A 13,515-nucleotide genomic window follows, 5' to 3' on the forward strand; every position below is an offset into this window, starting at 1 on the left:
ATTACAATGATGAACTGGATACAACCACTTTCATCGTGACTGGAGGACGGCGGCTCGCTGACCCATTTTCCCAATCGGAGCTGCGAAAGCTCTCCGGGGCGGGACATGTCGACAAGAATTATTCTCGCCAGCCGGCGTATGTTATCCAACGTCCTGGAGACTTTCCGGAATTTGGTTGAATCCGGCGAACTGCTTTCTGACTGTATGATTCATTTAATCAACCGCGCCGCTGACGCGGGCGACGGTCGGATATTGAGCGAAGTCCCAAGAACACCCTTACGTGTAACGTCGATGAGTTCAGGCAGAGAGGCAGGAACATATTGAAGCGGTGCTAAGCAACGTGTCATTCGATCCAATTCCACTGCGCAATTCACAAGAGGATTCACTCGCTCTGCGCTGAGTCCGCGTTCTGATCGGCTTCTTCGAAGGCATTAGTCATCTGGTCGGCAAGATCACCGGCTTCGATATGCGAGTAGTGTTCGCGAACGACCTCTTCGGAATTGTCAAGCGCTCGGGCGGCAGCCGCATGTCCTGACGTCCGGACAAGAACCTCACCGGCACCACGCCGGGCACCGTGAGGCATCAGATATTCCTCACCGTCATCGAGTTCGATACCTGCTTCCTCACAGAGACGTTTGAGGACGTGCCGACCGGCGTCGGTCGTTATCGACGGTGGTTCAATATCGTACTCGACGCAAACCTCGATCAGCGAGCGGTCGGTGCGCATGTCCTCGATCTCTGTGTCGGTGTATCCACGGCTATCCAGTTTGTCTGTCACTCGTTGAGAGAGCGTCGGGCGATGAAACGAGGGAAACACTGGCCAGCCCTCGCTCGGTGCATCCAGCACCTTCTGGTACATCTGTAGCGGATGGAGTACTGGTTCGGGAAGTCCCCGATCGTCGAGACGCTGCTTTTTCGCGAAAACCGTTGCGTAGCGATCCTCGAGATGGACGTCTTCCCACCGGAGTCCCTGACGTCGCTCGTCGCTCCGATCTCGCAGGATCTCTGCACCTCGTACGCCGGAGTACGACAACAGGTAGACCAGAGCGCGGTCACGACAGGTTTTGATCGCTGCTTCTCGGTCTTCACCGACGTCGTCGATCGCAGTGCTGGCCTGCTCGTCGACAAATGCGGTGAGCTGCTGACGGTCCTCGGCGGACCATGCCTGCTGGTCGCCGCTCTTGTGACCGCCGTCATCGGGTATCGGTTCGGTGGCGTTGCGCCGCTGAGCGACGTTCTCGGCGAGATGGCCTTCGCGAACAGCCCAGCCACAGAACGCTGAGACATATGCGTAGTAGGTGCGCACTGTACCCGCGGTCCAGCCCTGCCGAGTGAGGTGACGTGCGTATTTGCGAAGATGGCCCGAATCCAACTCTCCGAACGTCGTCGGACTGTCCTCGTGTCCAGTGAGGAACTCGACGAACCGATCGAGCTCTCGGCCCGCGTCCTGGCGGTAGTTGCCGCTCTCGCCACCCTGGCCTTTGCCCTTGTCCGTCAGGAAATCCTCGGTGACTGCATCGATCTGCACCATGCTACGCGCCTCCGGAGCGTTCGCTGGCTCGAGCACTGTTCTCGGGGCGAGTAACCGTGGTTCTGGGCCGTGGCATCGTGTTCGCTGTGGTGGAGGGCGGGGAGGTGGATAAATCTACGTGTCCTTATTCGATTAAGCACGAGTAAACCACGAAAACGCCAATTCCGACGATTTCAGCCACTTCAGAGTGTTTAGAGTCGATATTGGCATCTATACACTGTATAGTGCTTCATTGAAACTCAGCCGAGAGAAGATCAGAGGTTCGGAGGATGGGTTTCTACAAATCACTCGTTTGCTAACAAGTCTAAAGAGCTGAAACTCCGAACGTGAGTGATCAAACGCTATTGCTATTCAGATGGATCACATAGGAGCCTCATTAACTGAAACAGCTGGGCAGAATTATTCTACTGGCCGTACAGAGAGGTTAGAGAAATACGACCCGTAGAAGCCTGCATCGAATGTCACCAGTGCCTCTGCATCCATGACAGCATGACCGCCGATCAGGAAATCCGCCGCGATATGCTGTCGCGGTGCAAGCGTATGCTCACACTCGGAGCAGTTCACTACCTGTTTGGTGCCACACTCAGGACACTGGAGACCATCCGGACGACGGTCACTATACCTGCTAAATGCCTCGCCACTCCGAAACAATGCCTCGGGCGATGGATGTGCGACATCGATACTCAAATCGTCGAGGAAAGTGCTCAATTCCGTGGTGGTTGAGAACTGTCCGTCGGCAGCAGTTTCGGCATACACAACCGGGGTGATAACGAGCGGACCTTCTGTATAGGCGGTGCGGAGTGCTTTTTCAGCCGCGTCAGCATGATGATCGTCGTGTATGAGCGCGAGAAGCGCATTCGTATCGACGGCAATCGTCATCGTTCACCGGCTGTTTCGTCGGTATCTGTAGATGGGACATCATCGACATCTCTGGGGTATTCCCCACGCAGTCGGCGCATCCGCTCGGGCATGGTTGCCTCGCTGTCGGCAATCCCTCGGTACTTCTCAAACGGATCCGTTCCCTCGTCGGTCGTTGGAGCGTTTTTCTGGATAACGTAGCCATCGGCTGTTTCTTCGAAGATCACTTCGTCGCCGGGTTTGATCCCCATCGCCTCACGGACGGCCTTCGGGATCGTTACTTGGCCTTTGCTCGTGACGGATGGCATGGTCTGTGGTATTACTCAATGGCCATTACTGTATAAGCATTACTCTGATTTCCCAGTTGAGGGTGATTAGGCGTCTCAGAAACCCACCTTTCTGATACACCTCCATTAGCACTAAGTGCCGTACTAACTATAGTACGAACCATCGATGCCGACAACAGCCATCAGCAAATCCGGTGACCGCCACTACAAAACTACCGTCCCGCTCGGGTTCGTCGAAGGGTTCGACCTCGACGGCAAACGGTTCGAGTGGTCGGTCAAATCCGGCAACACCTTCGAACTCCGCGTGGTCGACGATGACGATTGAGACCGAATCTGACACTGCTGTCGGCTACATTCGACTCTCCCAAGACGGGAAATCACTCAATCGACAGCGCCGGGATGTCGAGGATTACGCAACTGAGCGCGGGGTCGAACTGATCACAGTCTACGACGAGGGAAAACGAAGTTCTGGGTTCGATACCAACCGCCCGGAGTACACCGCGCTCCGTGAGCACGTCGCTGACGGCGGCGTGGATACGGTTATCGTCCCGAACCTCTCTCGTCTCTCACGCGACCGCAAAGAACGCCTGCGGCTCTTGCTTGACGTCGATACCGCTGGCGTCGCGGTTCACTCAGTTGAGCTCGGCCGTGCAGTCGATCTTGATGATGACTGGGCGCTTGTCCACCAGTCGATTCGGGCGACTACCGATGATGTCGAGAAACGCAAAGAAATTGCGCGCTCGAAGCGCGCGACCCAAGAGCGCATTGAGAATGGCTACGATCACGGCCGTCCGCCGTTCGGCCTGACCTACGATGATGATGGCCACTACTGGGTTCCCGACCACGACACCGACGAGTACCGAGCGGCGCTCGCGTGTATCAGGCTTCGCGAGGATGGTGGCTCGTGGCGGGAGATCGAGCACGAAACCAGTGTGAACAAAGACACCGCCCGACGGATCTACTCCCGCCGCGAACGGTATCTCCCCGCGGATGTGAACGCAAACGAGCATAGCTCGACTTCACAGCTGAGACGGACGATCAACTCATCACGGTAGGAGTCGGTCGGCTGATCTCAGGTTATGCTTATCCCGCTTGCGCCGAGGCGGGGGATTTCTGAGAGGGTCAGAAAAGACTGGGCGCAAGTGGGTACTTCCATGCCTCACCACCAGCGGCCTTGACCGTTGCCCAGATTGAAAACCCGAGGCCGAGGAAGCCGAGAACGATAGCAAGCAGGGCAGCCAGAATCACGAATATGTCTATCACGGCTCCAAGCACGAACGCCATTACTATGATTGCGATGCCCGCACCGAACACGAACACCCACCAGTTTAATGCGTTCCGTGCGTTCGACTCCGTAAAATCCGCATCTGCGACGAGGTACACCAATCCTACGCCAAGAATCCCAAATGGCAACCCAATAAGGTGAACTAACACACCCAAAATCGTCCGCCGTCCAGACGAAGAATCCGCCCGAGAGTCAGTAGTGTGTGACATCGAAGTTCCCTTCAGAACTCGATATTGAAGCCACCACCATCGTCCTCACCCGTGCCGGGCATCGCTTCCACGATGGATTCAGTGAAGGTATCGAGGCCGCGCGTCTGATACCAGACGGTTCCGGGGCCAGTGAACTCCATCACAAGACCTTCACCACTAAGCACTGTGGACGCCAGCCCGCCGACGCGGCGCGCGTCGAACTCAACGCTACTTTCCCACGCAACGACGTGATCGTTGTCTACAACGTAGGACTCGCCGTGATCGAGATCAATCGTCTCGATTCCACCGAATGTTTCGATGAAGACGCTGCCAGTTCCGTTCAGCGCGAGCGGCGTGAGACTCGCGCCTGATAACATCGACTCCAGCCCGCCGAAGTCCGAATCAATATCGATGTCGGGGTCCGAGGCGAGGTACGCACCATCCACGGCGTACAGAGTCTCGCCGTTGAGTTCGTGATGATGGATGTCGCCGGGTGTCGGTGGCGAGAGCGTCACAGTACCGGACTCGCCTTCGGCAGTGAACTCGTTGGCAAACGCGGACTCACCACCGAGCATCGACGAGGCAGTGCCCAGGAGGCCGTCCCCGCTCGATCCGGTTTCAATCGACACCGACGGCGAATGACTGACCATCGCTCCCGGCTCTGCCACAATCGTTTCTCCCGTAGCGAGTTCAACGACGAGGTGGGCATACGACGGACGATGGGTGATTTCTACCTGCATTCAACTCACTGGATAGATTGTCCACATCGTGATGTGTTCCTGATACGGTTGAAGTTTATGGAAGTAGGGGAGAAGTCAAAGCACTCCTCCCCGCCACTGTCAGTAGTCACTCTTCTACTTACAGGCAGACAGGATCTCGCGAACCGAGAGACAGGGATGCTATTTACTCGTGCTCATCGAGGAAGCGTGCGTACACTCTCACTGCTATCTCTCGCATCATCTACTCACCTACGGGTGCTGAACATGTTGTTGAGTGAGGAAACCACGGTGTCCAAGTTCTCGATGTCGTCACGATCGGATCGATACGCTGGTCGCCACCACGCGGCCGTTTGAATAACAAGCGCATCGTCAGTGAGAGAATACCCTGCGAGTTCCGACCACGGTTTGAATCGGTGCTGGAGTGGACGTCCAACAGCGAGTCCAGCTTCGGTTACTCGAAACGTTCGAGGATTCTCCACACCCGCAAAGAGTGACCAGAAGAAGATGAGCCAATAAAGCCAGCCCGCCCAATCGATGCCGAACGCGAATTCGGCAATGAGGCCGCTGATTCCGAGAATACCAGTAACTACCATGCCGGCAATAGCGACGTACCGCCAGCGTTGAGGCAAACGTGCTTCCCATTGTGCAAGCTCGACTGTTTCATTGAGAACGGCCTTCGTGTATCGGCTCCGGCTCATTCCCAGCAAGACGATCCCGAGAAATGCACCTCCACCCGTGCCGACGATTGTGAGAGGGAACGCTACATCCGGTGGTTTCCAACCGACGACAGCTGCACCGAAGACACCGACAGACCATGCGAATGGGACGATCGGGAGAAGCCAAGCGATGGCTGTCCGACCGATGGTGACCGCAAGTCCCTGACTTCGCGAGACACCCCATCCGGCGATGGCTGCAACGCCCGCTACTGCTCCGAGCAAGCTGAGATAGAGAACGGCAGCGCTCGACGTGACGCTTGAGAGGCCCAGAACAATCATTGGTGCAAGGATGACAGCAACGTAGAGACCAGCAGCCACCGCGTATGAACTATCAGGGCGACCTACGCTCGACGGCCGGAGCGCAGTCTCAGTTCGAGTTGCCATACAGAGACCTGTTCTCAGAGGAATAAAAAGGCATCTCAGGAAGCGGCTACTTTCGGAACTAGCTTAATTCCCACGGCGGTCGCAGTTCGCAGCTAGCGTTCGCGGTCGCGGTTCCTTCTCATCGAGTCACCCCTCCGGCCCAGGGGCCGTGAGGAGCCGCGGTGCGGTGAGACAGGTTCTGACCGCATACTATGCCATAGAAACAAATATTTCTCTGTAGAACCTGTTTCTTCATATGGGTAGTACGGATACAACTGTTCTTTCAGCGTTGGTTCCGGACCACACCCCTTCTCGGGTAGATCTCTTCATGATGGCCATTGCCGCTTTTGAGTTGTACCTCAATTTCTACATCGACTCGTCTGGGCGGGAATGGCCATGGGTGGTAGTAGGGTTCGTATCGTGTGTGCTCATAGCCGGGCCGATTGCGAAGTCATCAATCGGTCGTCTCCTCGAAAAGTGGTTTCGAGAGATTGGCATTGGCGGGCGTGCCCTCCTGATCGTGCTCTTTGCGATTGGATGGTATCTTGTAGTTTCTACATTTAATATTCCAGTAGATCCTGTCACCAGCGCTTCTAACGGGATATTTCTGTGGGTGCTCCTGTTCGTACCTTTCCAATTCATCTACACTGCTCGATTTCGAGAGAACTGACGAGCTACTGCTATAGGGATTGGCAGTGATGATCGGATATCGCGGTTGTTGAAACCGACAGCGGCGGCAATCAACCAACGGGAGGAATTATGAGTTTGACTGACTCTATGAGATCGATCTCAAGAATAGTGGGATGAGGACGAGGCCGCCAGCGTCCATGCAGGTCCTCTCGGCCTCAGTTAGCCTCCAACGCCGCCAACGAATGAAGCTGGCTCCTCGCTGTCGTTAGTCTTTTGCGGTGGAATTGCTATCCTTGTCCGGCAAGTCTACGGTCAGCGTGTGCGTGCCGGACTTGAACGTCCGTGTGTCGGCGTCGATGAACTCCTGTTTGTCCTCGGTTGCAGGACTCCAGCCAGGACCGACCTTCTCGTAGCTCACCAGCGAGAGCTGTACGGACTCGCCATCGTCGACAGTAAACGTGATCTCTGCTGTGTCGTTCTCGATGGTGATTTCTTGACTCTCGATGCGCTCGTTCAGCTCGGGTGCATCGCCGTATGCGAGCATTCCGGGCGCACGCCGCATCACTGGCTCGTCAGTGCTGCCGTGGGCGAACCGGAGCAGCCGGTCGTTCGCATACGTGCCTTCCGTCTCAAAGTTCTCGATGGGGTCGCCAGCCACGAAGTCCACTTGATAGTAGGCCGCGTCCCCATCGTCGGCGGTGTCAGTATCGCTGTTGGCCGCGTCAGTATCGTCAGCAGCAGGTTCATCCGCACCGTCCGCTGCGTCGTCACCGCCTGCGACGCAGTCGATGGACTCGGCTATCGAGACGAGTTCGTCCTGCGAGAACGGCCCGGTGATGGTGTACTGGGCGTCGTCACTCGTAAAGCTCAGGACACCCTGCCCGGCTGCTTCAACGTACGTCCCGGACTGGCCGTCAATCGAGACGTTCTCGCCGATGCCGGAGCCGGTCGATTGCTGGCCGGTCGTCGCATCCGAGATGGTGACCGAGAGCGCAGCCGTCGGGTCGTCCGAGCCGTTCGTGTACCGCAGTGTGACGCTGGTATTGTTCCCGACGCTGGATTCAGTAGCGTTGGCGAACGAGTAATTCCCGGGAATCTCGCTGGGTTCACAGATTCGAATGTCGGTGTTCTGCCGGGCTTGCTCGACTGAGGTGTACGACGACATCGAGACGTTCGAGAGCGGGCTTTCGAGCCGCTCCGCACCCTCGGGTGGGGTGAAGTCGAACACCGTCGCGGGCATATCCACGTTGGTCCGCACGTCGCGCAGGAGTGTTGTCGATTCGAAACTCGTAGTCTCGTTGCCGAAGCTAAACGAAGCTTGGGTGGTCGTCTTCACCGGAAGGTACGTATCCTGATCGAGATAGTACGTCGCGTTGTCGGTGACGTTCGCAGCGATGCCGGTCGGCTCGACCGAGAGCACGTACGTCTCTCGGTCGGCGACCGTTGCCGTCCCCTCATACGAGACGTTCGATTGGGTGAGCGTGCGGTTGATGCTGTCGAGATACCCGGTTTCGCTCAGGTTTGTCGCTCCCATGCCGCCAAATGTCGACTCGTTGAACGAAAACGTCCGGTAGGTGTTGTTCGCCTCGTTGTAGAACAACGTGGACGTGCCGTTCGAGATGATGACGTTCCCGGATTGATTTGCCGGCGCGAGGAACTCATACCGGAAGTTGTTGGGTTTCTCGAAGGAGATGTTCGCTCTCGTTTCGACGGAGTCGGTGGAGCCGGTCCCGTTTGAGGTATTCGTGGTGCTCACGAGCGTGGCGTTGAAGTTTTGGATACCGCCGTAGGATTGGCGAGCGTTTTGCACCACTTCGGCGGCCGACTGATTGTCGGTTTGAGTTGGTTCGCCGGTCTGGGCCTGTCCGGGTTGGAGGTTGTGCTGTGCTGGTTCGCCGTTGTCTGCGAGCGCGTCAGCGCCCGCGGTCGGGGCGGTCTGTGCTGGTCCGGTGGCGGTGAACGCGACGGCGGTCCCGGCCGAGAGCACCACGGCAAGGACCACCGCTACGACACCCAATCGATTGAATGCCATGCAATCGGCCAGATGAAGCGGGAAATGATAAATCGCTCATCCGATTTTCAGACTCAGAAAATTGACGGCGTTCCTCTTATACATCCCCATCGAATCTCCTCGCAGACCCCATACTATCCACAGATGATCCGAAACCTCGTCACTGACCCCGACTCGTTTTTCCGCCGCCGCGTAGAGAACCCTGGATTACTGATTCCGTTTGGGATTGTCCTGATTGCGGCCCTCCTTGCTGCCGTAATCCCATATTTAGAGCCAAATGTCACCGGACAAATATTCGAACAAGCGACACAGCAGCAAGGCCAGCAGATCAACCAAAGCACTGTACAAGCACTTTCTAGTGCTATCAGAACGCTCGGAATCGTCTTTTCGTTTATCGGTGCGTTTATTTCATGGTTGATCTACACTCTCGTGTTTTATCTCATCGCCCGTTTTGCTTTCAGTGGTGATGGATCGCTTAGTGACACCTTCGCGTTCACCGGCTGGGGATTCGTCCCGACTATTTTCGGGAACGCAATTAGTGTGATCGCCACGTACTACGTCTTTGCCGGCGTCACGCTTCCACGCGGTCCCGAGGCAGCATCTGAGGCGGTGAGCCAACTCCAATCCGATCCAGTATTGTTCGTCGCAGGTCTCATCGGCCTCGTCTTGTTGCTCTGGAGTGGAGTGATCTGGACGTACGCAATGCGCCACCTCCATGATATCTCGCTTCGCAACGCTGCCATCACGGTTGGAATTCCCGTCATCATCGATGTTCTGCTCGGACTGAACGGCTTACTGTAAGGCCAGCGTACCCGTCGCAGTGGGATTCTGACCTGCAATATCTCGCATTCAGGCACTGTTCTTGAACAGTATACTGAATATACTGATAAAACCACCAAAATTGACGAAGATCTACAAATCGGTCGAAGCGAACCGAGAGTACCCAAGCGCGAGTGGAACGACGATCCATCCAGCAAGAATCACGAACCCGAACCAGTCTTGGAGGTAGAATGGAGGATTCTGCATCATCGGTCCTGGAAGGTCAGATATCAGGGCTGCTGAAGCATATCCGTAGGCCGTCGTTGGATTGAGCAATGAGATGAAGGCTGCCCAGTCAGGCCGTGCTAGGAGATTCGGCATCGTGAATCCATTGAGCACGAACCGTAGTACCGTCGGAACGAATCCCCACACAAACACAAAGAGAACGAACAGTCCGATCACACCATACAACGCCCGGCTGGCAGACCGCATCGCAGCCGAAAATCCGACTGCGATGGCGACGAATACCAGCCCCAGCACCATCGTCAGCAGTGTGTAGCTGACAAATACACCAAAGGCAAACGAATCGTACAACATCAGTGCGATGATCGCGCCAGCAGAGAATCCAATCAGGATCGCCACAGCCACAACACCTGTCCGACCAACGAATTTGCCAAGTACCACGTCACGACGACTGTGTGGCAGTCCGAGCAAGAGCTTGAGACTACCACTATCACGTTCGCCGACGATCGCTTTGTATCCGATCAGCAGTCCAATAAGCGGCACTAAAAATCCGGCCGAACTGCTCAATCCATTGATGAGGCCGATTGTCGGACCAGAAGCTGGCAAGTTCTGCTGGCCGACGAGTTGCGGAATGAACCAGAAAACGTAGGTGAACCCGGCTGCGAACAGGACAAACAGAGCCGAAAGTACCCAGAGTGTTCGTGAACGGATCGCATCTCTGAAGTCCTTTTTCGCTACGACCGTCCAGCTCATGCTTGCGCCTCGCTAAGTTGTTCGTCCTGTGTGTAGGCCGCAAAGAGATCTTCGAGCGAAGTATCTTCCGTCGTGAAATCCTGAATCGACGCCCCTTCGTTCTCGACAGTGTTCAATACCTCCGTCTTCACGCTATCGAGACACGATACTGTGAGTGAGGTGTTCTCAGTGGAAACCTCGGAAACACCCGACAGTGTGCGTACTGCCGAAGACGTTCCGTCCGGTACTTGATCGACGTCGATAACGAGAGTGGATTCTGTCTGGGTTGCGTCACGTAATCCCTCAACGGTATCCTCCGCGACGAGCGTTCCATCCCGGAGAATTCCCACTCGATCACAGATTGCTTCGACTTGCCCAAGAATGTGACTCGAAAAGAACACGGTCGCGCCGCGGTCACATTCGGCGCGGATGATCTCGCGCATCTCGCGCGCCCCGTTTGGATCGAGACCCGTCGATGGCTCATCGAGGAGCAACAGGTCAGGGTCGCCGACGAGCGCCATTCCGAGGGCTAATCGCTGGGCCATCCCTTTCGAATATCCACCCGCCTTGCGGTCAATCGCGTCATCAATCCCAACACGGTCAGCGAGTGCATCAGGATCGTCGTCAGCATCCTTTGACTCAATTGCGAATTCGAGATGCTGACGGCCAGTAAGGCGGTCGTAGATGCTAAATCCTTCAGGGAGAACACCGATATGATCGCGGATGCGTTGACTCTCCTGCTGTGCATCGTATCCGAGAACCTCTACATGGCCGGTCGTCAGCCGTGCGAAATCGAGCAGGATGTTGATCGTGGTAGACTTTCCGGCTCCGTTTGGTCCGAGAAAGCCGTAGATTTCACCTTCGGTCACGGTGAGACACAACTCCTGAAGAGCGGTGATATCGTCGTATCGTTTGGTCACGTCATTGAGTTCGATGGCAGCCACGGCTACACCCCTCCATATCGATTTTGGAAAGATTGGTGCTGCGCTCCCCGTTGCTGAAGCAGCCGGTCTATACACCCACCTCTTTTCTGGTGCAAACACGGTGGACCAGAGAAGCCGCTCATTTCTCTATATGTGTTGCAAGTTCGAATGATAGCTGTCAGTGAACGCTCATTTGCTTTCATCTATCTGACCGAACGAACCAAGGAAGAATAAGTAGCCCATCCGATTTTCTGAGTCTGAAAATCTACAGAGCCACTATTATGCCTCCCATAGAATGCCCGTACAGAGCCTCCGACCCTCCCCACTGAGGCTCTGCACCGGGCAATCCGTTGCGTGGCATCCACTGGCATCACCCTTCCTTCCCGGTGCTTTTCCGTTGACTCCATCAATCGCACATCAACGAACATATCGATCATTAGAACAACTGTAATTGTCAGAGCGACTCGATAAATAGCTGAACAGCGTTGGGATAGAGCGTTAGACCAAGGGTGTCGAAGCGAGAGATTGCAAAGTCCATGTCCAAGACCTCCCGTTTCACTGGACGAACGGGAACGTTAGCTCAAAATGCTGTCGGTGGGCAAGACGAATCCACCGTCTCTTCAGCTGATCTCTCAATTGAAATAGACTGAGGTCACTCTATTCACCGGCATATCGAACTTGGCCGTAATGGATAATTAGCGGCGGAACGGCCGTGCAAGTCGCCGCATAACGCGCTTTCCGTTTGAGCGAACGAACGCGATGCCACCAATCTTCGACTCATCGAGCCCGTACCGGTTGGCGTTGTCGCTCGGACCACCATCCACTCTGTAGACCATGTTGTCGTCAGTAGTGATCTCAAGCGCGTCGCGGACGCGCGATTTAGTGAGATCGCAGGCATCGGCGAGTTCGGCGACGGTTTTCGGTCCCTGTTTCAGTTCCTCAGTAACGAGATGGGCATGGTTCATCACCAGCATCATCTCGCTGATGGTCATGTCATCATTCGGATATCTGTCGCGTCCCTCGCGGAAGTCCCTGCGGGCGTCGAAGAGAAACCAGACGCCGATGAGGGCCGTTAGGGCTGGGAACCAGGCTGGACCGCCCGTAGTGGCTGCCGCGGTGAGTTCGTAGCCCAGCCACGCAAGACTGGTGACTGCGACGAACGCGCCGATACCGACTCCCACCCAGCGGTCGTCGGCACTCGGCGTCTCTCTAAGTATCTGTATTGTCTCCACTAGCACAAAACCGAGTGCGATGGCGACGACTGTCTCGATCTCACGGGTGAAACCGTAGGCGAGGACGAGAAACGCGACGAGCGAGAGACCGTATCGAACCGTGAGCCGTTCGCGGGCGGTTCGAACGATTTCGGCTATCATATAGACGGCCACGTGCGGTGCCCAAATAAGTATTGACGGCAGTTTTCCGGGCCAGAAAATCAACCCATCCGTTTTCCATCACTGGGTTCAATGATCCACGTACGTGTCCTCAACAAGCATGCCGTCAACGATTTATGAGTGGGCAACGACCCAGCGGAATCTCACGATATTCACGTCCATCCTCATTGCGGTCCCAGCGGCATTCGTCATCCAGACGCAAGTTGTGGAAGGTGAACTCGCCGCCAGCTTCTTCCTATTAATGATACTCGCGGTTGGTGTTCCTTCGGCTTATGACGGATACTGGCCACAGTACGACCGGACCCGGAAGGCCATCGCGTGGGTGCTTGTGGCCGCTGCCATCGCCACGGTCGAGTTCGCTAGCCTCTATCTGCTGGGGACTGAGTTTGTGAGTCTCTCCCCGACGGTTGCTGCCGGTGGTGCATTTGTCATCACCGATCTCGGCAATCTCGCGTTACTCTCAGCCCGACAGCGCGCCAGTAATACACTGTGACTATGGATAGAGATTTTCCGCTTGCTGTCTTCTGTGGTCTGTTGGTTGGTTTCGGCATATACTGGTTTCTCGTCCCTGACTGGTTCGTTGCGGCGGGGACGGCAACGGTTTATGCTGGAGCGGGATACTTCTATTTCGCATTCGATGTATCACTCTTTGGCAGTGCTGTCCAATTTAACAACCGAGTAGACAGACTCGGCTACGCTATTGGTCTATTCGGACTGAGTGTGAGTCCGATAGCGTTCGCACAGTACTACGGACAACAAAACACTACAGCACTCCCATTCGTAATTCGTAGGTGGTGTCGCAAAGCGGTCTAGACTTCGGTAGCAACTGACTCCTCTCAGGAAGGGGTTGTCTCTGGTGACCAAACCGAGACCACCCCA

At 55.7% G+C, this 13,515-nt stretch carries 15 protein-coding genes; 5 read left to right on the forward strand and 10 right to left on the reverse strand.

Annotated elements, in window-relative coordinates:
• Positions 1 to 382: 382 nt before the first annotated feature.
• From C451_RS19950 to C451_RS19960, 3 genes are all read right to left on the reverse strand, one after another.
• A complete protein-coding gene (locus tag C451_RS19950; RefSeq protein ID WP_007743579.1) occupies positions 383 to 1,531 on the reverse strand; it encodes a tyrosine-type recombinase/integrase in 1,149 nt (382 codons plus the stop codon).
• A gap of 399 nt (positions 1,532 to 1,930) precedes the next feature.
• On the reverse strand, positions 1,931 to 2,410 hold the full coding sequence (locus tag C451_RS19955; protein ID WP_007743580.1) for a type II toxin-antitoxin system VapC family toxin: 480 nt from the start codon (positions 2,408 to 2,410) through the stop codon (positions 1,931 to 1,933).
• Positions 2,407 to 2,697, reverse strand: coding sequence for an AbrB/MazE/SpoVT family DNA-binding domain-containing protein (locus C451_RS19960; protein WP_049913289.1), 291 nt, complete (start codon positions 2,695 to 2,697; stop codon positions 2,407 to 2,409). The genes C451_RS19955 and C451_RS19960 overlap by 4 nt, the downstream gene beginning before the upstream one ends.
• Positions 2,698 to 2,842: 145 nt before the next feature.
• Between C451_RS19960 and C451_RS23025 the strand changes: the two genes are divergently transcribed.
• A complete protein-coding gene (locus C451_RS23025; protein WP_007743590.1) occupies positions 2,843 to 3,001 on the forward strand; it encodes a hypothetical protein in 159 nt (52 codons plus the stop codon).
• Positions 2,991 to 3,731 (forward strand): recombinase family protein, encoded by a 741-nt coding sequence (locus C451_RS19965; protein WP_007743591.1) that lies wholly within the window; start codon positions 2,991 to 2,993, stop codon positions 3,729 to 3,731. Before C451_RS23025 ends, C451_RS19965 begins: the two co-directional genes overlap by 11 nt.
• 67 nt (positions 3,732 to 3,798) lie before the next feature.
• Here C451_RS19965 and C451_RS19970 read toward each other — a convergent pair whose 3' ends face one another.
• From C451_RS19970 to C451_RS19980, 3 genes are all read right to left on the reverse strand, one after another.
• Entirely contained in the window at positions 3,799 to 4,170 is a 372-nt protein-coding gene (locus C451_RS19970) for a DUF4870 domain-containing protein (RefSeq protein WP_080503588.1), read from the reverse strand.
• Between the two features lie 11 nt (positions 4,171 to 4,181).
• Positions 4,182 to 4,889, reverse strand: coding sequence for a TIGR00266 family protein (locus C451_RS19975; RefSeq protein ID WP_049913290.1), 708 nt, complete (start codon positions 4,887 to 4,889; stop codon positions 4,182 to 4,184).
• A gap of 224 nt (positions 4,890 to 5,113) precedes the next feature.
• Positions 5,114 to 5,968 (reverse strand): hypothetical protein, encoded by an 855-nt coding sequence (locus C451_RS19980; protein ID WP_241431273.1) that lies wholly within the window; start codon positions 5,966 to 5,968, stop codon positions 5,114 to 5,116.
• A 235-nt stretch (positions 5,969 to 6,203) separates the two neighbouring features.
• On the opposite strand from C451_RS19980, the gene C451_RS19985 reads away from it, so the two are divergent.
• Positions 6,204 to 6,617: a hypothetical protein gene (locus C451_RS19985; protein ID WP_049913292.1), complete on the forward strand. Its 414-nt coding sequence runs from the start codon at positions 6,204 to 6,206 to the stop codon at positions 6,615 to 6,617.
• A 225-nt stretch (positions 6,618 to 6,842) separates the two neighbouring features.
• Here C451_RS19985 and C451_RS19990 read toward each other — a convergent pair whose 3' ends face one another.
• Positions 6,843 to 8,609 (reverse strand): DUF4367 domain-containing protein, encoded by a 1,767-nt coding sequence (locus tag C451_RS19990; RefSeq protein WP_080503589.1) that lies wholly within the window; start codon positions 8,607 to 8,609, stop codon positions 6,843 to 6,845.
• Positions 8,610 to 8,621: 12 nt separating this feature from the next.
• Between C451_RS19990 and C451_RS19995 the strand changes: the two genes are divergently transcribed.
• Positions 8,622 to 9,389, forward strand: coding sequence for a YIP1 family protein (locus C451_RS19995; protein ID WP_007743611.1), 768 nt, complete (start codon positions 8,622 to 8,624; stop codon positions 9,387 to 9,389).
• Between the two features lie 111 nt (positions 9,390 to 9,500).
• Here the strand turns inward: C451_RS19995 and C451_RS20000 are convergent, their stop codons facing one another.
• From C451_RS20000 to C451_RS20010, 3 genes are all read right to left on the reverse strand, one after another.
• Positions 9,501 to 10,343: an ABC transporter permease gene (locus tag C451_RS20000; protein WP_007743614.1), complete on the reverse strand. Its 843-nt coding sequence runs from the start codon at positions 10,341 to 10,343 to the stop codon at positions 9,501 to 9,503.
• On the reverse strand, positions 10,340 to 11,266 hold the full coding sequence (locus C451_RS20005) for an ABC transporter ATP-binding protein (RefSeq protein WP_007743615.1): 927 nt from the start codon (positions 11,264 to 11,266) through the stop codon (positions 10,340 to 10,342). The genes C451_RS20000 and C451_RS20005 overlap by 4 nt, the downstream gene beginning before the upstream one ends.
• 674 nt (positions 11,267 to 11,940) lie before the next feature.
• Positions 11,941 to 12,618, reverse strand: coding sequence for a hypothetical protein (locus tag C451_RS20010; RefSeq protein ID WP_049913295.1), 678 nt, complete (start codon positions 12,616 to 12,618; stop codon positions 11,941 to 11,943).
• Positions 12,619 to 12,736: 118 nt separating this feature from the next.
• On the opposite strand from C451_RS20010, the gene C451_RS20015 reads away from it, so the two are divergent.
• Entirely contained in the window at positions 12,737 to 13,129 is a 393-nt protein-coding gene (locus C451_RS20015; protein ID WP_007743618.1) for a hypothetical protein, read from the forward strand.
• Positions 13,130 to 13,515: the final 386 nt, after the last annotated feature.

The sequence above is a fragment of the Halococcus thailandensis JCM 13552 genome (assembly GCF_000336715.1).
Classification (GTDB): Archaea; Halobacteriota; Halobacteria; order Halobacteriales; family Halococcaceae; genus Halococcus; species Halococcus thailandensis.

Bases quoted from the DNA above. Each gene is read 5' to 3' on its own strand.
- C451_RS20010 (WP_049913295.1), bottom strand. From the start codon at position 12,618: ATGATAGCCGAAATCGTTCGAACCGCCCGCGAACGGCTCACGGTTCGA.
- C451_RS19985 (WP_049913292.1), top strand. From the start codon at position 6,204: ATGGGTAGTACGGATACAACTGTTCTTTCAGCGTTGGTTCCGGACCAC.
- C451_RS20000 (WP_007743614.1), bottom strand. From the start codon at position 10,343: ATGAGCTGGACGGTCGTAGCGAAAAAGGACTTCAGAGATGCGATCCGT.
- C451_RS19965 (WP_007743591.1), top strand. From the start codon at position 2,991: ATGACGATTGAGACCGAATCTGACACTGCTGTCGGCTACATTCGACTC.
- C451_RS19960 (WP_049913289.1), bottom strand. From the start codon at position 2,697: ATGCCATCCGTCACGAGCAAAGGCCAAGTAACGATCCCGAAGGCCGTC.
- C451_RS19970 (WP_080503588.1), bottom strand. From the start codon at position 4,170: ATGTCACACACTACTGACTCTCGGGCGGATTCTTCGTCTGGACGGCGG.
- C451_RS19955 (WP_007743580.1), bottom strand. From the start codon at position 2,410: ATGACGATTGCCGTCGATACGAATGCGCTTCTCGCGCTCATACACGAC.
- C451_RS19950 (WP_007743579.1), bottom strand. From the start codon at position 1,531: ATGGTGCAGATCGATGCAGTCACCGAGGATTTCCTGACGGACAAGGGC.
- C451_RS19995 (WP_007743611.1), top strand. From the start codon at position 8,622: ATGAAGCGGGAAATGATAAATCGCTCATCCGATTTTCAGACTCAGAAA.
- C451_RS19980 (WP_241431273.1), bottom strand. From the start codon at position 5,968: ATGGCAACTCGAACTGAGACTGCGCTCCGGCCGTCGAGCGTAGGTCGC.
- C451_RS19990 (WP_080503589.1), bottom strand. From the start codon at position 8,609: ATGGCATTCAATCGATTGGGTGTCGTAGCGGTGGTCCTTGCCGTGGTG.
- C451_RS23025 (WP_007743590.1), top strand. From the start codon at position 2,843: ATGCCGACAACAGCCATCAGCAAATCCGGTGACCGCCACTACAAAACT.
- C451_RS20015 (WP_007743618.1), top strand. From the start codon at position 12,737: ATGCCGTCAACGATTTATGAGTGGGCAACGACCCAGCGGAATCTCACG.
- C451_RS19975 (WP_049913290.1), bottom strand. From the start codon at position 4,889: ATGCAGGTAGAAATCACCCATCGTCCGTCGTATGCCCACCTCGTCGTT.